General features: G+C 73.5%; 17 protein-coding genes. 9 read left to right on the top strand and 8 right to left on the bottom strand.

Annotated features, from left to right (window positions below; translation table 11 throughout):
• Nucleotides 1-48: 48 nt before the first annotated feature.
• The 3 genes from ACZ7LV_RS16880 to ACZ7LV_RS16870 form a co-directional block, all read right to left on the bottom strand.
• The gene (locus ACZ7LV_RS16880; RefSeq protein WP_471940046.1) at nucleotides 49-744 is read right to left on the bottom strand and encodes a YoaK family protein; all 696 of its coding nucleotides are present in this window, start codon (nucleotides 742-744) and stop codon (nucleotides 49-51) included.
• 182 nt (nucleotides 745-926) lie between these two features.
• Nucleotides 927-2,981: an ATP-binding SpoIIE family protein phosphatase gene (locus tag ACZ7LV_RS16875; RefSeq protein ID WP_471940044.1), complete on the bottom strand. Its 2,055-nt coding sequence runs from the start codon at nucleotides 2,979-2,981 to the stop codon at nucleotides 927-929.
• A gap of 193 nt (nucleotides 2,982-3,174) precedes the next feature.
• On the bottom strand, nucleotides 3,175-3,612 hold the full coding sequence (locus ACZ7LV_RS16870) for an ATP-binding protein (protein ID WP_471940043.1): 438 nt from the start codon (nucleotides 3,610-3,612) through the stop codon (nucleotides 3,175-3,177).
• A gap of 191 nt (nucleotides 3,613-3,803) precedes the next feature.
• On the opposite strand from ACZ7LV_RS16870, the gene ACZ7LV_RS16865 reads away from it, so the two are divergent.
• From ACZ7LV_RS16865 to ACZ7LV_RS16835, 7 genes are all read left to right on the top strand, one after another.
• Entirely contained in the window at nucleotides 3,804-5,315 is a 1,512-nt protein-coding gene (locus ACZ7LV_RS16865; RefSeq protein WP_471940042.1) for a cryptochrome/photolyase family protein, read from the top strand.
• A 26-nt stretch (nucleotides 5,316-5,341) separates the two neighbouring features.
• Nucleotides 5,342-6,511, top strand: coding sequence for a spore photoproduct lyase family protein (locus tag ACZ7LV_RS16860; RefSeq protein ID WP_471940040.1), 1,170 nt, complete (start codon nucleotides 5,342-5,344; stop codon nucleotides 6,509-6,511).
• Nucleotides 6,512-6,674: 163 nt separating this feature from the next.
• Nucleotides 6,675-8,345, top strand: a complete 1,671-nt coding sequence (locus ACZ7LV_RS16855; protein WP_471940038.1) for a PP2C family protein-serine/threonine phosphatase — start codon at nucleotides 6,675-6,677, stop codon at nucleotides 8,343-8,345.
• Nucleotides 8,342-9,433, top strand: a complete 1,092-nt coding sequence (locus ACZ7LV_RS16850; RefSeq protein ID WP_471940036.1) for a cobalamin B12-binding domain-containing protein — start codon at nucleotides 8,342-8,344, stop codon at nucleotides 9,431-9,433. Before ACZ7LV_RS16855 ends, ACZ7LV_RS16850 begins: the two co-directional genes overlap by 4 nt.
• A 35-nt stretch (nucleotides 9,434-9,468) precedes the next feature.
• Nucleotides 9,469-9,771, top strand: coding sequence for an STAS domain-containing protein (locus ACZ7LV_RS16845; RefSeq protein WP_471940034.1), 303 nt, complete (start codon nucleotides 9,469-9,471; stop codon nucleotides 9,769-9,771).
• A 71-nt stretch (nucleotides 9,772-9,842) separates the two neighbouring features.
• Nucleotides 9,843-10,535, top strand: coding sequence for an ABC transporter ATP-binding protein (locus ACZ7LV_RS16840; RefSeq protein WP_471940032.1), 693 nt, complete (start codon nucleotides 9,843-9,845; stop codon nucleotides 10,533-10,535).
• 51 nt (nucleotides 10,536-10,586) lie between these two features.
• Nucleotides 10,587-11,069: a GNAT family N-acetyltransferase gene (locus ACZ7LV_RS16835; RefSeq protein WP_471940030.1), complete on the top strand. Its 483-nt coding sequence runs from the start codon at nucleotides 10,587-10,589 to the stop codon at nucleotides 11,067-11,069.
• Nucleotides 11,070-11,081: 12 nt separating this feature from the next.
• On the opposite strand, the gene ACZ7LV_RS16830 is transcribed toward ACZ7LV_RS16835, so the two are convergent.
• The 3 genes from ACZ7LV_RS16830 to ACZ7LV_RS16820 form a co-directional block, all read right to left on the bottom strand.
• Nucleotides 11,082-12,068 (bottom strand): ABC transporter ATP-binding protein, encoded by a 987-nt coding sequence (locus ACZ7LV_RS16830; protein WP_471940029.1) that lies wholly within the window; start codon nucleotides 12,066-12,068, stop codon nucleotides 11,082-11,084.
• 74 nt (nucleotides 12,069-12,142) lie between these two features.
• The gene (locus tag ACZ7LV_RS16825) at nucleotides 12,143-14,914 is read right to left on the bottom strand and encodes an FtsX-like permease family protein (RefSeq protein ID WP_471940027.1); all 2,772 of its coding nucleotides are present in this window, start codon (nucleotides 14,912-14,914) and stop codon (nucleotides 12,143-12,145) included.
• Nucleotides 14,911-18,174 (bottom strand): FtsX-like permease family protein, encoded by a 3,264-nt coding sequence (locus ACZ7LV_RS16820; protein ID WP_471940025.1) that lies wholly within the window; start codon nucleotides 18,172-18,174, stop codon nucleotides 14,911-14,913. The genes ACZ7LV_RS16825 and ACZ7LV_RS16820 overlap by 4 nt, the downstream gene beginning before the upstream one ends.
• A 200-nt stretch (nucleotides 18,175-18,374) precedes the next feature.
• Here ACZ7LV_RS16820 and ACZ7LV_RS16815 point away from each other — a divergent pair, with 200 nt between their 5' ends.
• Nucleotides 18,375-19,781 (top strand): S28 family serine protease, encoded by a 1,407-nt coding sequence (locus ACZ7LV_RS16815; RefSeq protein ID WP_471940023.1) that lies wholly within the window; start codon nucleotides 18,375-18,377, stop codon nucleotides 19,779-19,781.
• Here ACZ7LV_RS16815 and ACZ7LV_RS16810 read toward each other — a convergent pair.
• Nucleotides 19,762-20,295, bottom strand: a complete 534-nt coding sequence (locus ACZ7LV_RS16810) for a GNAT family N-acetyltransferase (protein WP_471940021.1) — start codon at nucleotides 20,293-20,295, stop codon at nucleotides 19,762-19,764. The genes ACZ7LV_RS16815 and ACZ7LV_RS16810 overlap by 20 nt on opposite strands.
• A 176-nt stretch (nucleotides 20,296-20,471) precedes the next feature.
• Between ACZ7LV_RS16810 and ACZ7LV_RS16805 the strand changes: the two genes are divergently transcribed.
• Nucleotides 20,472-21,479: an alpha/beta fold hydrolase gene (locus tag ACZ7LV_RS16805; RefSeq protein WP_471940019.1), complete on the top strand. Its 1,008-nt coding sequence runs from the start codon at nucleotides 20,472-20,474 to the stop codon at nucleotides 21,477-21,479.
• Nucleotides 21,480-21,560: 81 nt separating this feature from the next.
• On the opposite strand, the gene ACZ7LV_RS16800 is transcribed toward ACZ7LV_RS16805, so the two are convergent.
• Entirely contained in the window at nucleotides 21,561-22,766 is a 1,206-nt protein-coding gene (locus tag ACZ7LV_RS16800) for a globin domain-containing protein (RefSeq protein ID WP_471940017.1), read from the bottom strand.
• Nucleotides 22,767-22,802: the final 36 nt, after the last annotated feature.

The raw sequence follows: 22,802 nt of genomic DNA, 5'->3' as shown, positions 1-22,802 counted from the left end.
GGGGTCTGCGCCCGGGTCGCCGTCCGAGCGGACGGGTGAGCGCCGCGGTCAGCGGCGACGGGTGGGTCGGCCTCCCGAGCGGCGCACGACGAGCAGAAGCACGACCGTGGCCAGCAGGGCCGCGATGCCAGGCGCGGCGAAGCGGGCCCACCGTATGGCGAGGCCCCCGAGTGCGGCACCGACGGGCATGCAGACGATGATCAGCGTGACCCTCGCGTCGAACCGCCGGTTCTGCACCAGCTCCGCGATGACGCCGGTCATCGCGCCGGTCAGGTACGAGGTGCTCGTGGCACCGCTGGTCGCCGCCCGGACCCCACCGCCCTGACAGCCCATGGCCAGGGCGCCGGCGGCGAGCAGAAGTGCCTGCTCGACGCTCCCGGGCCTGCCGTCCACGGTCATCCAGACCGCGGACACCGACCAGAGCACCACGATCTCCACGGCCAGCGCGCCCTTGAGACCCACCGCGTCCGGACGCCGGCGCAGGGAGCTCACGGCGACCTTGCTGCCCACGGCCGAGCCGGCCCAGTACGCGAGGATCGCCACGGCCGCAAGCCGCGCGACGGAGGGGTCGCCGACGCCCGACGCGAGGCCCAGCAGGGCCAGGTTGGCGGTCATCACGCTGGTGAAGACGCCCCCGAGCGCCAGGTAGCCGACGGTGTTGACACATCCGGCCGTCATGGTGAGCAGTGCCTGGCCCGCGAGGTCCAGCCCCTGGTCCGGAGCCGGGCCGCGGGACGGGGTCATCGGCACGTCCGAGCGCGACTTGTCATGGTGCGTTCTCCCGCAGGGCAGGCAGCGTGGGGCGACCGCCGGAGGCGGCTCTCGCATGGGGAACGATCAGGCTCTCACCGCGAACGCGGCACGCGCCGCAGGCGAAGCCGCAACACGCCGTGACCACCGGCTCCCGACGGGGCCGGGAGGCCACGCTAGGGCTCCATCAGCTCCTGCTCCGCCCAGATCGTCTTGCCGCTCTCCCCGTAGCGCGTGCCCCAGCGGCCGGCCAGGGAGGCGACGAGGAACAGGCCCCGTCCGCCTTCGTCCTGCACCCGGGCGTGCCGCAGGTGCGGCGCGGTGTCCGCGTCGTCGGACACCTCGATGGTCAGCGTCCGGTCCAGGATCAGCCGTAGCCGGATCGGGCCCTCGGCGTGCGTGATGACGTTGGTCGTCAGCTCGCTGACCACGAGTTCCATCACGGCCGCCGCCTCCTCCAGCCCCCAGCGGGACAGCCACCTCCGGGCCGCCCGCCTCGCCTCACCGACCGAGGCGGGCTGCGGGGGGAAGGTCCAGTCCACGACGTGTCCGGGATCCAGGTGCCGGGTCCTGGCCACGAGGAGCGCCGCCCCGTCCTGCGGGATGGTGCGCAGCACCTTGTAGGCGGCCGCGTCGCAGATGTCCGTGGGGCGGGCCGCGACGTCGGCCAGCATCTCCCACAGCCGGCGCAGCCGCTCGTCGGCCTCGGCCGGGTGGCGGTCCGCGCTGCCGTCCGAGTAGAGGGAGAGCAGGCTGCCGACGTCGAGCTCCGTGGTGGACGACTCGTAGGGAGTGCCACGGCCCAAGGCCGGTCCGACGGGCACGCCGAGCCGGCTGACGATGCCCTCGGGACTGGTGATCAGCGGGGCCGGGTGGCCCGCCGACGCCGCCGTGCACTGCCGCGTGACCGGGTCGTAGACCAGGTAGGCGCAGGTGGCGCTGAAGGGCGGCCGCCCCTGGTGGAGTGTCACCGGGTCGTCGTCCTGTTCACGGGCCAGGCGCTGGGCGGCGTCGTCGAGGTGCGCCAGCAGTTCGTCGGGCGGCAGGTCCATCTCGGCCAGCGTGGAGACGGCGGTGCGCAGGCGGCCCATGGCGGTGGAGGCCTGGAGATCGTCGCCGGGAACGTATCCGATGACCAGACCCACCCGGCAGCTGGAGAGGTCCAGGACGTCGTACCAGTGCGCCCCGTAGCGTCCGGGCAGGTAACAGTGGGCGGGCTCCACCGCCGTCACCTCGGGCGGGGTGCGCGGCAGCAGGCTGCGTTGCAGCGCGGTGTTGACCGTACGCTCGCGCGTGAAGCGACGGGCGTTGTCGATGCACAGGGCGGTGCACGCCGTCAGCTGGGAGGCCAGCGACAGGTCCTCCTCGTCGAAGCTCTCGGAATGCGATCCCTTCCGGTAGTAGCTCACCAGGCCGAGGAGCAGTCCATGCACGGTGAGCGGTGCCACGATCAGTGAGTGGACGCCCGCGCGGGTGAGGAACTCGGCGCGCAGCCGGTCGTGGTCCAGCCAGCCGTCGGCCGGCCGGACGGAGTTCACCAGCCGGGGGCGCAGATCGGCCAGCGCCTGGGTGTAGGGGGTGGGGAAGGCGAAGGCGCTGGCGCTGCCCACCGGGTAGGCGCCGTACCCGCCGTCGTCGGCCCGGAACGCCGCGCGCCGCGTGGGTAGCCGGCTGCTCACCGGACCGATCGGCGCGTCGCCGCTGAGAACCGATTCCAGCAGGTCGACCGAGACGGCGTCGGCGAAGCGGGGGACCGCCATGTCGGCGAGCTCCTGCGCCGTGCGCAGCGCGTCCAGGGAAGTGCCGATCTGCGAGCGCGCGATGTTCAGGAGATCGAGTTCGTTCTGCTTGCGGACCGGTTCGGTGATGTCGTGGACCATGGCGGCCACGCCGATCGCCCGGTCCCCGCCGCACAGGAGGAAGCCGCTGACGGCGTACACGTGCCGGTGGTGGGGGTCGTCGCTCGGGCGGGCGGGCACCCGCTGGTCGAGGACCGGGCGGCCGTCGCGCACGACCTCGCTCATGATCGGCCAGAGCGGGATACCGGTGTCGAGGCTCTTCAACTCCGCCCCGACCACCTTTTCCTCCGGTTGACCGCGCATGGCCAGGGCCGCCGCGTTGGAGCGCAGCACGCGCAGGTCCAGGTCGTAGATCTCCAGGCCGGCGCGGGCCTGACGGAACAGCGCCACCTCGAAGTCGTCCGTGGGGTCGGGCACGTCGGTGCCGGTCATGGTCCGGCCCCTCGATGTCGTTGTGCATGAGGCATGATCCACCTCATTTCTCCTCGACATAGGCCAGTTAACCCACCGACCACCCCGCCGCGCCACCGGGGCCACCGTCGAGCAGGAGGACCCCGGCCGTCACGGCCCGTGCGCGCGTCCCCGATCGGCGCGGGCCGCTACGTCCTCGTACCCGGAGCGCCCCTCAGCTCTCGCCGTCCGTGCTGGTCCGGGCCCTCGGGGGCGGCTGGAAGCAGGCGGTGACGTCCTTGCCGCGCGGACAGGGGTGGGTCTGCACGTCGTCGGCGAGGGCGTCGACCAGGAGCAGCCCCCGGCCCCCGAGGGCCGCTTCGTCGGCTCCGCGTTGCTCGGGGAGGCGACTGGACGCGTCGTGGACGGTCACGTGCAGGCACTCCGTGTCCCACGTGAGGATGAGCTGCGCCGCGCTGCGGGCATGCACATGCGCGTTGGTCACCAGCTCCGACACCGCCAGTACGACCGAGTCCACCAGATCCGGTGCCGTCCGCTCCCAGTCGAGCGCCGCCAGATGCGCCCGCGTCCAGTCCCTGGCCGCCTTCACTCCGCTGCTGACAGGCAGCGAACGCGCCCAGCCCACGGCCCTCAGCGATGAGTCCTGCGCCACTGTCTCTCCTTCGGCCAGTCACGGTACTCACCTCGTCTTCCCGGTATTCCACGGACCCAACGTGACTCCTCACCGACGTCGTCTCGGCGTGTGCCACGTCCCGTCCGTGCCGTCGTGCGCTTTGATCGCAGGAAGGCGTCGCACCACGCGGGACGCCGACGGGACGGCGGAACGTCGATGGAGCGCTCGGCATGGTTGAGGAAGAGTCCGGCATCCCCCATTGGCTGTTCGGTGATCAGCTCGGTCCGCACTTCCTCGATCCGGCGCGCGGCGGCCCGCACCGGGACGCGCCGGTCGTGATGATCGAGGCCCGCAGCGTCCTGCGGCGACGGCGGTTCCATCGCGCCAAGGCCCACCTGGTCCTCTCGGCGATGCGTCATCGGGCGGCCGAGCTCGGCGACCGCGTGCGCTACGTCAAGGCCGACACCTACCGCGAGGGACTGCGCGAGGCGGTGGGGGAGGGCGCCGTGACCGTGCGCCACCCCACCTCCCACTCGGCCCTCGCCTTCGTCCGCGCGCTGACCTCCGTACGCGTCCTGCCGGCGAGCGGCTTTCTCGTGACGCACGAAGAGTTCAGGCGATGGGCGGACGACCGCGGCACGAAGCACCTGCGCCAGGAGGACTTCTACCGCTGGGTCCGCCGCACGCACGACTTCCTGATGGAGGGCGACAGCCCCGTCGGCGGGCGTTGGAACCTGGACCACGACAACCGGCAACCGCCGCCGCGCGGCGCCACCGAACTGGGCGTTCCGGCTCCCTACCGCCCGCGGGAGAGCGACATCGACGCCGAGGTGCGCGCCGACCTCGACCGCTGGGCGCGCGACGGCGACGTCGAGTTCGTCGGTGAGGACGCGCCCCGGGCCTTCCCCGCCACGCGACGGGAGGCCCTCGCCGCGCTCCGCCGCTTCGTCGAGCACCGGCTCGCCACGTTCGGCCCGTACGAGGACGCGGTGCTCGCGAAGGACGCGACGATGAGTCACAGCCTGCTCTCCTCCTCGCTCAACCTCGGCCTGCTGGAGCCCGCCGAATGCGTCGAACGGGCCGAGGCCCGCTGGCGGTCGGGCGGCGCGCCGCTCAACAGCACCGAGGGCTTCGTGCGGCAGATCGCCGGGTGGCGCGAGTTCGTGTGGCACGTCTACTGGTACTTCGGTCCGCGGTACCGCGAGAGCAACGCCCTGCGCCACCACGAGCCACTGCCCGACTGGTTCACCGAGTTGTCCCCGGACGCCATCGGGGCGAACTGCCTCGCCCAGGTCCTCGGGCAGGTCAGGACGACGGGCTGGACCCATCACATTCCACGTCTGATGATCCTGGGCAGTTTCGCCCTGCAACGGGGGTGGGACCCCCGAGCCGTCACCGACTGGTTCCACCGCAGCTTCGTCGACGGCTACGACTGGGTCATGGTGCCGAACGTGGTCGGCATGTCGCAGTACGCCGACGGCGGCCGCATGACGACCAAGCCGTACTCGTCCGCGGGCGCCTACATCAACCGCATGAGCGACCTGTGCGGACCGTGCCGCTACAAGCCCTCCGTACGGGTCGGCGAGGACGCCTGCCCCTTCACCGCCGGGTACTGGAACCTCCTGCACCGGCACCGCGAGCGGTTCGCGCACAACGCCCGCATGACGCAGGTGGTACGAGGGCTGGATCGCCTCTCGGATCTCGAGGAACTGCTGGAGCAGGAGCGCGACCGCCGCTACTGAGTCACCTGGCCCGAGAGGAACGGCACATGGAGCGGAGCGGGGGAGACGCCGCGTCGGAGGAACCCGAGCAGCAGGCGCTGTTCGACTTGCCGGCACCTGGACGCACCGGGAGCACGCCGTTCCGGGACAGCCCGGCGGCACGCCGGATCCTCCAGGTGCGGGAGGTCTACGCGGAACCGGCGGCCCTCGCCTCCCCGCGCGGCCAGGAGATCATGGCGCGGCTGCCGGGCGTGCGCGTGACCGAGGTCGCCGGCCATTGGCGCATCCCGTCCCTGCACGGCAACGAGGGCAACGTCGGCCGGTGGGTCCGCATCAAGACCGAGACGCTCGTCCTCGGGGTCAAGCGCACCCTGGCGACGCGCCCCAACGGAAGGTCGGCCGACTGGATCGCCCCGGGCCCCTCCAACGGATGCGCGTTGGCCTGCGCCTATTGCTACGTCCCCCGCCGCAAGGGGTACGCGAACCCCATCACGGTGTTCACCAACATCGAAGCGATCATCGCCCATGTCCGGCGGCACGTACGGGCCCAAGGGCCCAAGGCGCGACCCAACCAGTGCGACCCCGAGGCCTGGGTCTACGACATCGGTGAGAACGGCGACTGCTCCGTGGACGCCCTGGTGTGCGACAACACGGAGGATCTGGTCGCCGCCTTCCGGTCGCTGCCCACCGCGAAGGCCTCCTTCGCGACCAAGTTCGTCAATCCCGACCTGCTCGCACTCGACCCGCAAGGGCGCACCCGGGTGCGGTTCTCCCTCATGCCGGCGGACGACGCCCGCCTCCTCGATCTCCGCACCAGCCCGGTCGACGAGCGGATCGCCGCCGCGGCCGACTTCCTGGACGCCGGTTACGAGGTCCACTTCAACCTCTCACCCGTCGTGCTGCGCCCGGGATGGGAACGGGACTGGGCCGATCTGTTCGCACGGCTCGACGACGTCCTGCCCGCCCGGGTGAAGGCTCAGGCGGCGGCCGAGATCATCATGCTGACCCACAACCAGTCCCTGCACGAGGTCAACCTGGGATGGCACCCTCGCGCCGAGGAGATGCTGTGGCGGCCCGACATCCAGGAGACCAAGCGGTCGCAGAACGGAGCCCTCAACGTCCGGTACGCGTTGGAGACCAAGCAGCGGGCCCTGACGACCGTCCGGGGACTGCTGGCGGAGCACGCGCCCTGGCTCCGGATCAGGTACGCCTTTTGAGGTGAGACATCGCACACCCGGCCGATCGGTCCGAGTTGTGTGGTTCGGGTGCGGCTTCCCGGGGTGGCTTGCAACGGCGGAGCAGGTACGGGACTGTTGCCGGACGACATCTGTTGTCCACGGCAGGAAGGTGGTGAGGTGCGCACCGCGCGTGCCTCCATTTGTGAATGCTTCCCGCGGGTTTCCCGCCCGTCCGGCCGACGCCGGCCCCCGGGCCGACGCGTCCTGGACCGAGGCGCCCTTTCCCGTGCTGGTCGTCGACCGGCACGGCGGCTTGACCCGGATCAACGAAGCCGCCCGCGCACTCCTGCCCGCGGCGGCCGGCGGAGCCCGCCTGCGCGAGGCGGTACCGTCCTGGCTCGCGGAAGCCCACCAGCGCCTTGGCCGCGACGCGCCCCTCGTCTCCGTGATCCCGCCGAGCGGCGCCATCGACGACCGGCACTTCGAGGCGCATCCCACCCTCGCGGACGACGGCGACGTGGTGTGGTGGCTGGTCGACGAGACGAACCGGCGCCTGGCCGAGTCGGCGCTGAGGACCGCGCAGCAGCGCTCGGAGGTCCTCTCGAAGGCCTCCAGCGCACTGCTGTCCACGCTGAACGTGCCGCGCTGCATGGAGGTGGCCGCCTCCATGGCCGCGGAGCATCTCGCCGAGGCCGCCGTCCTCGTCGCCCCACCCCAGGGGCGCGGCCACCAGATCACCTACGCCCGTCAGGGCGGACCGGTGACGCAGACGACCCGGAAGGTCGACGTCGCGGCCGTGCCGGGTCTGGCCGAGGCACTCCAGGGCTATCCGCCCGTACCGGCCCGCTGGATCGACCCGGCCGCCATTCCCGACTGGCTGATCCCGGAGGGCTTCGCCGGACCGGTCGGCTCGGTGATCGTCACTCCGCTGCCCGGACACGGGGTGCCCGCGGGAGCCCTCATCCTGCTGCTGTCCAGCACCGAGCAGGCGTTCACCCCGGGCGAGGAGGTCTTCGCCCGCCTGTTCGCCGCCCGCGCCGGGGCCGCGCTGTCCGCCGCCCGCCTCTACACGGAACAGGCCGCCGTCACCGCCACGTTGATGCGTGAACTGCTGCCGCCCGCACTGCGCAACGTCCAAGGCGTCGAGTACGCCGGCAGCTACCGTGCGGCCAAGGACCACGAGCGCATCGGCGGCGACTTCTACGACGTCCACCCCGGCGCGAACTCCGCCGACGAGACCCTCGTCGTCCTCGGGGACGTCGCGGGCAAGGGCCTGGACGCGGCGGTCCTGACCGGAAAGATCCGCAACACGCTGCACGCACTGCTGCCGCTCGCCGAGGACCACGAGCGGATCCTCAACCTGCTCAACGGCGCACTGCTGAACTCGCACCACGCCCGCTTCGCCACCCTCGTCCTGGCCTCCGTGCGCCGCCGGGACGGCGCAGTCCATCTGCGGCTGACCAGCGCCGGACACATGCCCCCGCTGATCGTCCGCGCCGACGGCACGGTGGAGGAGGCGCCCACGCACGGCACCCTGGTGGGCGCGCTGCCGGCCGTCACGGCACGGACGGCGCACACGGTGCTGGCGCCCGGCGAGACGTGCCTGCTCTACACCGACGGCATCACCGAAGCCCGTGGCGGCCCGCTGGGCGACGAGTTCTTCGGCGAACGCCGCCTCAGGCGGGCACTTGCCGAGTGCGCCGGCATGCCCGCGGAGGCGGTCGTGGAGCGCATCCAGATGCTGGCCGCCCAGTGGCTCGGCACGGGCCGGCACGACGACATGGCCGCGGTCGCCATCAGCGCGCCCAAGGCGAGCCACCAGGCGACCCCCGACGGCGACCGAGGCGGCCGGCACAGCGGGAGGACCACGTGACGCACACCGCCGCGACAGCCCTGCTGCCCGAACAGCTGTGGCACGCGGTGGCCGACGGCGACGAATTCGCGGCCGCCGACATCCTGCACACGGCGCTGGCCGAGGGGGTCGACGAGGAGACACTCCTCCTGGACGTGATCGCGCCCGTCCAGGAGAGGATCGGTGCCGAGTGGGCCGCCGACCGCATCACCGTCGCCCAGGAACACGCCGCCACCGCCATCAACGAGCGCGTCATCGCCTCACTCGCCCATCGCGGGCGGGCGGGCGAGCGCCGGCGACCCGACCGCGGGCGAGTGACCGTCAGCTGCGTCGACGGCGAGTGGCACGCCCTGCCCGCCCGGCTGGTCTCCGAGGTGCTCCGCCTGCGCGGCTGGCAGGTCGACCACCTCGGGGCCCAGGTCCCCACCTCGCATCTGATCGCCCACCTGCACCGCACCAACCCCGACGCGGTCCTGCTGTCCGGATCGATCCCCACCCATCTGCCCACCGCGCACGCCGCCATCACGGCCTGCCAGGCCATAGGGGTCCCCGTCCTGGCCGGCGGCCGCACCTTCGGCCCCGACGGCCGCTACGCCCGTGCCCTCGGGGCCGACCGGTGGGCGGGGGACGCGCGCGCCGCGGCCGCCGTGCTGGCCGAAGGCATCCCGCGACCGGACGCCTCGGCGGTCCGGCAGGCGGTGGAGGACCTTCCCCACCTGGAGGACCAGGAGTACACCCTGGTCGTCCAGTCCCGTCCGCAGATCGTCAAGCAGAGCCTGGTGGATCTGGAGGACCGTTTCCCCGGGATGCGCGACTACGGCGAGGACCAGCGCGAGCGCACCGCGGAGGACCTCGCGCACATCGTGGACTTCCTCGCCACCGCCCTCTACGTCGACGACCCCGATCTCTTCACGCGGTTCCTCACCTGGACCGCCGGGATCCTCCAGGCCCGCGACGTCCCGGCCCGATCGTTGCTCGCCGGTCTCGAAACGCTCGGCGGCCAGTTGCGCGACTTCCCCCGCACCCGGCGCCTGCTCCACGAGGGCGCCCGGGCTCTTTCGAGCCTTGACCAAGTGGCTCCCGTTCACGACATCGGCACCGGCGTATGACCTCCTTGCACCCCACCGAATTCACCCTCAGCGTCGTGCGCGCACCGCACACCCTGACCGTGCGCGTGGCCGGCGAACTCGACTACGACACGAGCGGTGACCTGACCGAGGCCGTCGCCGAGCACCTGGCCGAGGCGGGGCCCGTGCGCGACGTACGCCTCGACTTCAGCGATCTGACCTGGCTCGACTCCACAGGCCTGTCGGCGCTGCTGATGGTCCACCGCCGTACCAGCGCCCTCGGCGCCCGGCTCCATCTGGACAACCGGCCGGACGTCCTGGAGCGGATGCTCCGGATGACCAATGTCCTGGAGCACCTCACCGCGGCCCCGGAACCCTGAGACGTTGTCGGTGGTGCGACCGGGTGAGATACTGACGCGCCGCGAGATCACCGGAGCGTGCGAGGGGTGCGATGGGCCAGGCCGTGGCCGGAGCCATGCTGCAGGTGGCGGACGTGCACAAGTCGTACGGGCGGGGCGCCGGGGCCGTTCACGCCCTGCGCGGCGTCTCCTTCGAGGTTCCCCGGGGTGAACTCGTCGCTCTGAAGGGACGCTCGGGCTCGGGCAAGACCACCCTGCTCAACATCGTCGGCGGGCTGGACGAGCCGGACAGCGGACGCGTCACCGTCGACGGGCTGCACCTCCAGGACCAGGACGAGGACGCCCTCCTCGGGCTGCGCCGGGAGCGCATCGGCTTCGTCTTCCAGTCCTTCGGGCTCATCCCCATCCTCACGGCGGCCGAGAACGTGGGCGTCCCGCTGCGGCTTCGCAGGGCGGACCCCCGCGAACGGCGTGAACGCGTCGAACTGCTGTTGGCGCTCGTGGGACTCGCCGACCATGCCGCGCAGCGCCCCGGCGAGTTGTCGGGCGGCCAGCGCCAGCGCGTCGCCATCGCCCGGGCCCTCGCCAACAGTCCCTCGATCCTCATCGCCGACGAGCCGACCGGCCAGTTGGACGCGGAGACCGGGCACGCGGTGATGGAACTGCTGCGCGCGGTCGTGCGCAGCGAGCAGATCACCGCTCTCGTGGCCACCCACGACCCGACACTCCTCGACCTGGCCGACCGCGTACTGGAGTTGCGGGACGGCGAGATCGCCGAGTCCTAGGACGCACGGAGAGCCGGAGCGCCCTCACCACTGAAAGAAGCGGACATCACCGTGCCGACCGGACAGCACCCCGCCACCATCCGCCCCGCCACCGTGGCGGACCTGGACGAGCTCCAGGCTCTCGCGCGTCGCACGATCGACACCTGCTACCGCGGATTCCTCGGCGACGAGGCGGTGGAGTGGTTCATCGGCAGCGGTGCTTCGGACGCCCATGTGAAGAGCCATCTGGAACGGGGCGGCGTGCACTGCCTCGACCAGGGCGGCCCGATCGCCGGCTTCTCCGTCCTCGACGGGCCGACGATCGACCTCATGATGATCGACCCGGAGCGACACCGCCGCGGGCTGGGCCGCCTGCTGCTGCGGCACGCCGAGGAAACGCTCCTCGCCCGGTACGCGACCGTCCGCCTGGAGACCTTCACCGCCAACACCGGGGCCATGGCGTTCTACGAGGCGTGCGGCTGGGTCCGCGGTGATCTGCTGGAGGGCGCGGGGGCGCCCAAGGCCGAGTACACCAAGAACGCCACGGGTGGCTGAGGGCCTTCGGGGCTACCCGTCGGCCGCGGCGTCGCCGGTGCGGTGGTGGGGCGGTGCGCCGTCCGGGCGGACGGCTATGTGGTCGGGTTCCAGTTCCAGCGCGACGCGGTCGCGCATGCCGAGGGCTCGGGTGTAGTCGGCGGGAAGCTGGAGGCGGCCGGCCCGGTCGAGCATGGCGTACTCGCGGGCGACCAGGGTCTCCTGGCCGGTGGCGGAGTCGACCTCGCTGCGGCGCAGCACCTCCGTGGACGTGCGGCCGTCCCGGATGGCGACCGTGCGGCGGACCTCAGCGGCGACGGACTGGTCGTGCGTGACGATCACGATGGTGGTGCCCAGGGCCTCGTTGGCGGTGCGGAAGGCCGCGAAGACCTCTTCGGCCGTGTGGGAGTCGAGTTCGCCGGTGGGCTCGTCCGCGAGCAGGATCGCGGGGTCGTTCGCGAGGGCGACCGCGAGCGCGACGCGCTGCTGCTGGCCGCCGGACATCTGGTGCGGCCGGCGGTCGCGGCACTCGGCGACGTCCAGCAGACCGAGGAGTTCCAGGGTGCGCTCGGCCCGGGTACGGCGGCGGCCCCAGGTGCGGGCGAGCTGCATCGGCAGGGCGACGTTCTGGGCGGCGGTGAGGTACGGCAGGAGGTTGCGTGAGGTCTGCTGGAAGACGAAGCCGACGGTCTCGCGACGGTAGGCGAGGCGTTCCTTGGCGGACATGGCGAGCAGGTCGTGCCCGGCGACCCGGGCCGCGCCGGCGGTGGGTCTGTCGAGCCCGGCCAGGATGTTCATGAGGGTGGACTTGCCGCTGCCGGATGCTCCGACCAGCGCCATCACCTCGCCCTCGTGCACCAGGAGATCGAGGCCCTGCAGCGCCTGGACCTCGACGCCGTCGGCCGAGAAGATCCGTACCAGCCGGTCGCAGGTGATCAGGGCGTCGTGACCGTAGACGGCGGCGTCGCGCGTCGCGCGGGCCCGGTCGGCCAGCTCGTGGAAGGTCGGACTGCTGCTCATCGGCTGCTCCTTGGCGGCAGGAGGGGCACGGGCCGGTGCCGGAAGGTGATTCCTCGCGCGGCGGCGTTCATCGACTAGTGGTCACCCAGCCTCAGTTCGTGGACCGAGCCGCCGCGCCTGCCGGTCCACCAGGCCTGGCCGGCGGCCACGGCGATGGTCAGCACCAGCACGGTGAGCGCCGGAACCGCCAGCGAGGGCGCGTCGGTGCGCAGTTCGGCCCCGTCGAGTGCCGACGGAGAGGCCAGGGCGACGGTCGTGAGGTCGATCCCGGGCGACAGCAGGTGGACGCAGGCCCAGCCGGCCAGCAGGCCGCCCGCCGCGGCCACGAAGGCCTGCGGGAGCGCTTCGAGGACGAGCAGCCGACGGCTCTGCGCCCGGCTGAGCCCCATCGTGCGCAGCCGGGCGAGCAGGGCACGGCGTTCGGGCGCGGCGCGCAGCACGGTCAGCAGGAGGGTGAGCACGGCGTAGCCAACGCCCGCCGCGACCGCGGCACCGTACAGTCGCTCCGCCCCCGATTGAAGGGGTGAGTCGACATACCGCGCGCGTTCCTCGGCGCGCAGGCGAACCGTCGCCCCCGTTCCCTTGGCCGCCGCGCGCAACGCCGGGCCGTCGAGGGTGTCCCCGCTCAGCAGCAAGGTCGTCGTGCGCGCCGCGCCGCGAGGCAGCGCGGAGCGGTCAACAACGAGGAAGTCGTCGCCGAACACGGCCGGAGTGCGCTCCCTGACCAGGACGATCCGGACGCTGACGGCGGTGCCGTCCTCCAGCAGGACGGAGAAGGGATCCGTGCCGTACTCGCCGGCCACGGGAGGCGACGCCAGCGCGGGCAGGGGGCCGGCCGTGCCGCCGTGCCGCAGCCGCGCCGCGTCGAACGGCCCCAGCCCGGTGCCCTGCGCCAGGCGCGCGTACGCGTCGGGGTCCACACCGGCCAGCGGCAGAGATCGGCTGCTCAGTTCCGGCCTCGCCTCCGGCGTGAGGCTCGCCTCCGTCGCGTCCCGTACGCCGGGCAGCCGGCCGACGCGATCGGACAGCGCCCGGGGCAGTGTGCCGGTGGACGTCTCGACTCGGCCGTCGGTGCCGACGGCCATGAGCGCGGCCTGGTCGCGGGCGGCGGTGACGCCCGCCAGGAACGAGCCGCCGAACGCGGCCGTCGTCAGGGCGCTGAGCAGGGCGAGCAGCGGCAGCACGGCGAAGCCGGAGGCGCGGGACGCGCGGGCCAGCGACAACGGAAGCACCACGCCGCGCATCCGCTCGGCCGACCTGCCAAGCGCCCGCAAGGGCAGCGGGTAGAGGCGTACCAGCAGCGGGGCCGCGACCACGCCGGTCAGCACCGGAGCGGCGGCCACCAGCGCGGTGCTCTGCGCACCCTGCCGTCGCAGGGCCAGGACCGCTCCCAGCGCGATCACCAGCACGGTGAGCTCCGCGACCGTCCGGTGCCGCGAGGGCCGGGCCGAGGTGAGGTCCTCCCGGCCTTCGTGCGTCCGTACCGCACGGTGGGCCGTCACGGCGCGCAGAGGGAAGGCCAGAGAGGCGACCACGGTGACGGCGAGGGCGGCGGCGACGGCGGGTGCGGTGCGGGCACCGGGCAGGACCAGCAGCGCGGTGGCCAGCCCTACGGCCCCGGCCGGCACCGCCGCGACGGCCGTCTCCGCCAACAGCCGCGCGGCGAGGCCCGGCAGTGAGACGCCCCGGGCACGGAGCAGAGCGAGCTCGGCGCGCCGCCGGTCGGCCGTGACGCCGCCGGTCATGGCCAGGGCGATCAGGACGAGGGTGCCGGTGCCGACGGCGGCGATGAGGAGCAGCGGCTCGATGCCCGACCGCAGTCGGGCATGGTCCGCGAGGACCTCGTCGAGATGTGTCTGGGCCTCCAGGTCCGGGTCGACGACTTCCCGCAGGCGCTGCACTCCGGGACCCGACTCCAGTGCCGCGACGGCGGACGAGAGTCGGTCGACCTGGTGCCCGCGCAGGGCGGTGACGTCGGGCGCCACCTGCCAGTACCGGTGGGGATTGCCGGCGGTGCCCAGGAGGGCGGGGCCGGCGTCGGGGGCGAGGAGCAGACCGCCGAGCCAGTAGACGTCCGTCGGCGCGCTGCCGGGCAGACGGCTCAGCGTGGGAGTGCGCAGGACCGGCAGCGCCGACCAGTAGGCGCCCGCGGGGGAGCGCGGGGCGACGATGCCGGTGACCTGGACGCGCAGTACGCCGTCCGGTCCGGGCACGTGGATCCGCGAGCCCACACGGATGCGCAGGCTACGGGCGGTGTCCGTGGTGACGGCGGCCTCGACCTCCCTGGTCCCCGCGGTCACGGGTCCGCCCGTGGTGCGGGGCAGCCGGCCCGCGGTGAGCCGCGCATGGGAGGCCACGTCCTGCTGGGCGGCGAGCACCACCTGGGCGGGCAGCCCGCTGGGCCGGGGAAGCCAGGTGTCGGCCGTGGGCAGGCCGGCGGCCGTCCGCACGCCGTACGAGGACTGCGCCGCGTCGGGAACGAGCGGGGCCTCGGCCGTGGCGAGCACCTTCGCCTGCGCCGCGGCCAGCGGACCGGACCGCAGGGCTGCCTCCGCCTCGGCGACCGTGGCGGCCCAGGGCGGCGAGGCCTGCAACTGCACCGTCGTCCGGTCGGGAAGGGCCTGCTCGACCGCCCGGCGCAGACCCGCGTCGGCGTACCGGTCGACGGCGCGCGGGTACGCGGCGGCCAGCGCGGCGGTCACGGCCACCAGCAGCGCGAGCGCGACGGACGTACCGGCGAAGGCCCGCAGCCGGGTCCGCAACCGGGCCGGGAACACCACGGCCCGTCCACGCGGCGGCGTCGCGTCCGCTCCTCGGCCCCGATCCGGCACCCGCTGCGCGCTCACTCGGCCACCTCGTCCCTGAGAGTCACCACTGGCTTCGTCCGCCGCAGGGCGAGGGCCGCGGTCACCAGGACCGGACCGGCGGCGAGAGCCGCCAGCAGGACCGCCAGGCGGGGGAGCGGGAGTTCGACGAGGACCGGCGGGAGCGGCCGGGCGGCCTGCCCGGTCAGGACGACCAGGGGGACCAGCGCGTGGGTCAGCACGGCACCGAGGGCGGTGCCGGCCAGCAGCGCCAGGCCCACGAGCACGCCGTGTTCGACGGCGATCAACCGGGCCAGCCGCCGACGCGGTGCTCCCAGGGCGCGCAGCACGGCGAACTCGCCGTCCCGTGCCCGGATCGCCCCCGCCGCGCTGACCGCGAAGCCGAGCGAGGCGAACAGCACCGTCACCGCGGCCGCCGCGACCAGTGCCGCCTCGGGGGCCACGCCGAACGGGTCGTCCTCGAGTTCCGCCGCCATCTCGTCGCGCACCACCACCTGGGCGGGATCGACCGCGGGCAGGGCCCGTACAGCCGCGGCGGCGGCGCCGGGCGCGGAGGTGCGCAGCCACCACTCGGTGGGCTGCAGGCCGGTGCCGTAGCGGGCCTGCAGCACCCGGTCGACGGACCGGAGATCGACCAGCAGGGCCCCACCGTCCTGCGCGGTCGACTCGGTGGTGGGCAGGGCGCGCGCGGTGCGGACGAGGCGCACCGGCACGGTCCGGCCGTCGAACGCCACGTCCACGCGCTGCCCCTCGCGGGCGCCCGCCGCGGTGAGGAACCGGTCGGTGGCGACCGCGGCGATCTCGGGTGCCGCGGGCTGCGCGACGTTCAGCCGGACCACCAGCGGTGAGGGTGGCGACATGCTGTCACGCGGCAGATAGCCGGTGCCGTACGTCAGGGTGACGGGTGCCGTCGAGGTGATCCGCGGTCGGGTCGGCTCGGTACTGCCGTCGCTGGACGGGACGGCCGACTCGGCCTCGGCGGCGGTCGCCCACCTGCGCGGCAACGTCAGTCCGCGCACCGGGCCTTCGGCCGCCTCTGCCGTGAGCGCGGTGAGGGCCAGGCGATGTCGCTGGGCACGGCCGGTCGGTTGCGTCGTACGCAGCTCGATCCCGGTCAGGGCCAACGGGCCACGGGCGCCGTCGAGGTCGGGGCTCAGCGCGTGCGGGCGGCCGTCCGCGGGGAGACGGCCGGACGGTATCTCGTGGCTGGTGCCGTGACGGTCGCGCAGGGTGAGGGTGACGTCCGCTGCCGCCCCTGGTGCCGGGCCGTGCAGCGCGGCGGTCAGCGTGAGGCGGACCGTGCCCGCGGGCACCTCGATGCCGCCGGGCTCCCCGCGCGGCGCGAGCCCGGAGAGCGGCGGACGGTCCGTCAGGTCGCCCCGCATCAGCACCGTCCCGGCCGCGTCGGCCGTGTCGAGGGCCAGTACGGTCGCGGTCCGGCTGCCGGAGAGCGACAGCGTGGTGCGTACGGCGGCGGCGACCGCGTCGACATGGGGGAGGTCGGCGTAGGCGTCCGCGCCGCCCGGCCCGCCGCCCCCCGAGGCGAGGACCCGCACGTCGGCTCCCGCCCGGAAATCGGCCTGGTCGTCCTGGGAACGGTGCCAGGACGCGCCCTGACCGACCGCCAGCACACCGAGCGCCACCGAGACGACCAGGAGCAGCACCGGGCCGGCGCCACGCATCGGACGGCGACCGAACTGCCAGCCGACCATGGCCGCGGTCAGCCCCCGCCCCTCCACCAGCCGGCGCTCCGCGATCCGTGCCGCCAGCGGCAGCAGCCGCAGCACGAGGACCGTTCCGCCGAGCAGGACGAGAGCGGGCGCGACCACCAGCAGCGGGTCGACCCCGAGGACCCCCTCCCGGTCGGCGGTGACGGCGCCCGACCTTTGGCTGCCGAGCTGCCACAGGGCCACGCCGGCCACGGCGAGCAGCCCGAGGTCCGCACCGGCCCGCAACGACGCGGGCAGCGCCCCCGCCCGCACCCCGGCGGTGCCCGCGAAGGACGCCCGCAGCGCCGGGACGGCCACCGCCAGCGCGCACAGCGCGGCCACACCCGCGGAGACCAGCCAGACCTCCGGCCGACCGCCGACCGGCACGTCGAGACGCATCCCTGTCCGGCCCAGCGCGCCCTGCCCCGCCAGCAGCCGCGTCAACGGCCCCGACAGCAGCGGCGCGACCACCAGCGCGGGCACGGAGAGGAGCAGGGCCTCCGTCGCGGCCAGCCCCGCCAGCCGTGCCCGGGTGGCACCGCGGGCCCGCAACAACCCTGTCTCGGCCGCCCGTTCGGAGCTGAGCAGGCGCGCGACGAGCAGGAGGGCGCAGGCCGCCAGCAGAGCGAGTTGGACGGCGACGATCAGCACGGTGGAACGGGTGACGAGCAACGAGCGTTCGACCCGGTCCAGCACCTCGGGCAGCGACGTGGCCGCGACGGTCGCACCGCTGAGCACGGGCCGCTCGCGCAGGGCCGCGCTCCCCGTGCGGGCGGACTCGCGCAGCGTCCCTATGCGCGCCGTCGTCATCGAGGAGTAGTCGGCCGTCACCAGCCAGCCCGACGCGCCGACGCTCACCCGTCCCGACGCCGGTACACCGGGGGCGGTGAGCAGGGGACCGTACGTCGTGAAACTGGACGCCTTCACCCCGCGGCCGCCCAGTTCGTCCAACTCCCAGTAGGGCGCGCCGACATCGACCGGCAGGTACACGCCGGTGATCAGTACACGTACCGCGGGACCCCCCAGACGGTCGGTGACGGTCAGCCGGGCTCCGGGCGACAGCCCGAGCCGTTCGGCGGCGCTCCGCGGCAGCGCGGCCTCGATGTACCCGGCGGCCGCCGGCGTGCGCGGCAGCCGTCCGGAGACGGTCCGCACCTGGGTGCGATCGAGCGCGGCGAAGTGGGTGAGGTCCGGGTTCTCGTTCCGCTCGGACGCCGGTCGCACGGTGACCGGCAGCGCGTAGGGACCGGACCGCAACAGGGTGCTCACCCGTAGGGGCAGCCCGTCGAAGGTCGCACGGGCACCCGCGCGCACGGCGTCGTCGGCCGCCTGCCGTTCGCCGCCCGGCACGTCGGCCTTGACGACGAGCGCGGCCTCGGCGGCCGTGCCCCGCTCGGCGAGCGACCGCCGTAGTGCCGCGTCGCCGATCGCCCCCGCGTACGCGGTGAGCGCGGCCAGCACGGCGGTGGTCAGCACGACGGTCACCAGGGCGGCGGCGAGCAGGGAGCGATACGACCGTGCCCGCAGCGCCAGGAACCGCAACACGCCCGCGGGCGCCGCTCGCTCTCCCACCCGTCCCCCCGTATGCAGACCACCGTGACCGGAACGCATTGCTGTGCTCGGTGGTGTGATGGTGCGAAAGAGCATTCTAGAGCCGACTCCGGTCGCACCCGCCTCCCTCGCTGGGGGGAGACGGATCCCCCGCGCACGGGATCCGGCCCGTGCCCGCCCGCCGCTGTACTGGAGGCAGTCGACGCACGGGAGGACCTGCGATGCCCACCTTGACGAGACGACACCTGCTGCGCTCGGCGGCGGCGACCTCAGCCGGAGGGCTGGCCGCCGTGGCGGCCGGACCGGCGGCGGGATCGGCGCGGGCCGCGGCCAGGACACGACGCACGCACGACGACGACATCGTCCGGCGTCTGCGCGCCCTGCCGGGGCTGCGGGTCGTGGAGGAACGGCCCGGGGCCGAACCGGGGTACCGGTTCTTCGTGCTGGGCCTGCGCCAGCCCGTGGACCACACCGACCACTCCGCCGGCACCTTCGAGCAGCGCCTGACCCTCCTGCACACCGGCACGGACCGTCCGATGGTCCTGGCCACGACCGGCTACGACGTGCCGCTGACGCCCCGCCGCACCGAGCCGGCGGTACTGCTGGACGCCAACCAACTCCTGGTCGAACACCGCTACTTCGGGACCTCCAGGCCCGGCACCCCCGGCTACGCCCACCTCACCGTGCGCCAGGCCGCCGACGACCACCACCGCATCGTCCGCGTCCTGCGCCGTCTCTACCCGGCCGCGTGGATGTCCACGGGCGGCAGCAAGGGCGGCATGGCCAGCGTCTACCACCGGCGCTTCCACCCCCACGACGTCGAGGGCACCGTCGCCTACTCCGCCCCGAACAACGTCGACGACCGCGACGACTCCGCCTACCTGCGCTTCCTCGACACGGTGGGTACGCCGGCCGACCGCGAGGCACTGCGAACGGTCCAACGCAGCCTGCTGATCCACCGTGCGGAGCTGGTCGGCCGCTACGAGGCCTGGGCCGCCGCCACCGGCGACACCTTCCGCATCGTCGGCAGCGCGGACCAGGCGCTGGAGGTCGCCGTGCTGCGCGCCCCGTTCATGTTCTGGCAGCGGGGCGCCGACGCCGCGGACCGCGCGGCCGTTCCCCGGCCGGACGCGTCCGTCGATGAGCTGTACACCTGGCTGGACGCCACCGCCGGGCTCGCGCTGTACGCCGACAGGAACGCCGGGGACCATGTGCCGTACTGGTACCAGCTGGGCACACAGCTCGGCTATCTCAGCGTTCCCACCGCTCATCTGACCGACCTGCTACGCCACCCGGACGGCATCGCACCGCGCGTCTTCGTCCCCCGCGACATCCCGATGCCCTTCGACCGTGCGGCCATGGCGGACATCGACCGCTGGGTCCGCCGCCGCGGCAGCCGGATCCTGTTCGTCAACGGCGCCCAGGATCCGTCGGTCGCCGAGGCGTTCCCGCCCGCGGCCCACGACTCCCGGGTCCTGTGGGCGCCGGACGCCGCCCACCACGTGACACTGGAGGCCCTGTCCTCCACGGACCGCGCCGCGGCCGTCGGCATGCTCATCCGCTGGGCGGGAGGAGCGGTACGCACGCCGTCCCGTCCCGCAGGCTCGTTCAGGCCTGGAACTCGGTGAGGTCGATGTGGTGGACGTGCAGAGCGAAGCCGTGCTCCGGGTGCGTCGTCTCGTGGTCGAGCGTCATGCCGAGTTTGCGCGCCACGTTCTCGGAGGCCTCGTCGCCGATGCGGTTGATGCTGACGACGCGGTCGAGGCCGCGGTCCTGGAGGGCGAACTCCAGCGTGGCGTGGGCGGCTTCGGACGCGTATCCCTGGCCCCAGTACTGTGAACCGAGCCGCCAGCCGACGGCCACGGCGGGCAGCACCTCGGGCAGGAACGCGGGCACGTACAGTCCCGTGAGTCCGGCCAGTTCACCCGAGGCCAGCAGTTCGACCGCGAACAGGCCGAAGCCTTCCTCGTCCCACTCCTCCTCCCAGTCCTCGATGTCCTGCGCCGTGCGCTCCAGCCCGCGCGTCGAGCCGTCGTCGACCCAGCGCATGACCTGCGGGTCGGCGTTGATGTCGGCCAAGGGCACGAGGTCGTCGTCGTGCCAGCGGCGGAGGATGAGACGGGGCGTCCGGATCTCGATCATGGCGCCCATCCTGCCGAACGTGGGGGCCGTACGGGTAATCGGCGCACTCCCGCCACCGGCGCCCCTTCCCTCCTGGAGCGGCCGCACCGGGTTCACCCGATTGCACCGGACGGGCTGGCCGGGCCCTCGGGGCGCGTGAAGCCTGGTGCCGTAGAGCCCGAGGAAAGGCGAACGGCATGAGCGCGGTCCATGGCATACGACGCCACACGCGGCGTCTTCACGGCGCGGCGGCCGCGGCGGCCGTCGCGGTCCTGTGTGCGGCTCCGGCGGCACCGGCTTCACCGGACGGGGGAGCCGGCGGCGCGAAGCCCACCGTCGTGCTGATACACGGCGCCTTCGCCGACGGGTCCAGCTGGGACGGAGTGGTCGAGCGGCTCCGGCGGGCGGGGTACCCGGTCCTCGCGCCGGCCAATCCGCTGCGCGGGCTGGCCGGCGACGCCGCGTACGTCCACAGTGTGCTGGAGAGCGTGCAGGGGCCCGTCGTGCTCGTCGGGCACTCCTACGGCGGCGCCGTGATCAGCGAGGCCGCCGTCGGCGACGACCGGGTCAAGGCGCTCGTCTTCGTCGCCGCCTTCAGCCCGGAGGCGGGGGAGAGCGCCCTGGAACTGTCTGGCAAGTTTCCCGGAAGCACGCTCGGCAGCGCCCTGAAGAATGTGCCGTTCCCGCTTCCCGGCGGCGGTTCGGGCACCGACCAGTACATCGAACTCGACAAGTTCCACGACCAGTTCGCCGCCGACGTGCCCAGGTCGGTGACCGACCTGATGGCCGCCGCCCAGCGTCCCGTGGCCGCGTCGGCCCTGCAGGAGAAGGCCACCGAGGCCGCCTGGAAGACGATCCCGGCCTGGACGCTCATCAGCACCGAGGACCGCAACATCCCGCCGGCCTCGCAACGGTTCATGGCCAAGCGCGCCCACGCGCACACCGTCGAGGTCAAGGCCTCCCACGCCGTCGCCGTGTCCCAGCCCGGCGCGGTCTCCCGCCTGATCGAACAGGCCGCGCGGTCCACCGGGGCCTCGACGACGGCCGACTCCCCCTCCGGTGAGAGCCTCGCCGACACCGGCTCCGGGCGGCGGACGACGCAGGCCGTCGCGCTCGGCGGGATCGCGACCGCGTCGGTGGCCGCGGGCACGGCCGTCGTCCTCCTCGGCCGCCGGTGGCGAGCACCGGCGGACGGGGACAACTGACCACCGCGGGCGGAGAGTGCCGGCGATCGCTGCCCCCCGCGGGCGGACAGCGATCGCCGGCCGTCGCCTGCCCCGTTCCGCCTACTTGCTGATCCAGAGGTCGGGGCCGAACACCTCGTAGTGGATGGCGGCGGGGTGTACGCCCTTGGCCAGCAGTTCCCCGCGCACCGCGCGCATGAAGGGCAGCGGCCCGCAGAGGTAGGCGGTGGTGCCGGAGCCGGGGGTGAGGTGGTCGAGGGTGGCCCGGCCGGCGAAGACGTTCGCGGCGGGGGAGTGGTGGTGGTCGTTCTCGTACCACAGGTGCAGGTCGGCGCCGGCCAGGCGGTCGACGAGATCCGCCTGCTCGTCACGGTGGACGTGGTCGCGCGGCGTGCGGTCGGCGTGGAGAACGGTGACGGGCCGCGTGGAGGAGGTGAGAGCGAGGTGGTCGAGCATCGACAGCATCGGGGTGATGCCGATGCCGGCGGACGCGAGCAGGAGCGGCGCGTCGGACTCCGGCAGGGTGAGGTCACCGGCCGGCACCGAGACCTCCAGCAGGTCGCCGACCTGGGCGTTGGCGTGCAGCCATGACGAGACCTCGCCGTCGGGGACCCGGCCGTCGGCGCCGCGCTCACGCTTGACGGTGATGCGCCAGGTCTTCTGGCCGGGGGCGGTCGACAGGCTGTACTGGCGGATCTGGCGGGCACCGTCGGGCAGGCCGACGCGCACACTGACGTACTGGCCGGGCCGGAAGGCCGCGGCGGGGCGGCCGTCGGTCCGGCGCAGGACCAGGGAGACGGCGTCGTCGGACTCCGGGTGCCGCTCGGCGATCTCCATCCGCTGCCAGACGTCCCCGTTCTCGACGCCGGCCTGGGCGTAGAGACGGGACTCGACGGCGATCAGGGCGTTGGCCATGAGCCAGTAGACCTCGTCCCAGGCCGCTGCCACCTCGGGGGTGACGGCGTCACCGAGTACCTCGGCGACCGCTCCGAGCAGGTGGCGTCCGACAAGCGGGTACTGGTCGGCGGTCACGCCCAGCGAGACGTGCTTGTGGGCGATGCGCGACAGGATGGCGTCCGGGCGCTCGTCGGGTCGCTCCACGAGGAGGGTGGCGAAGGCCGCGACCGAGCCGGCCAGGGCCTCCCGCTGGGAGCCGGTGACCTGGTTGGTCCGGTTGAACAGGTTCCGCAGGAGCTCGGGACGCTCCTCGAACAGGCGGTCGTAGAACCGTGCGGTGATGGTGGTCAGTGAGGCTCCCACCACGGGAAGCGTCGCCCGGACGACGGGGTCCGACTGCGCAGAAAGCATCAGGCACTCTCCTGGTTTTCGCTGGTTCGATTAATT

The sequence above is a fragment of the Streptomyces sp. NPDC107562 genome, from assembly GCF_055657325.1.
This window is presented reverse-complemented; position numbering and strand designations above follow the sequence as displayed.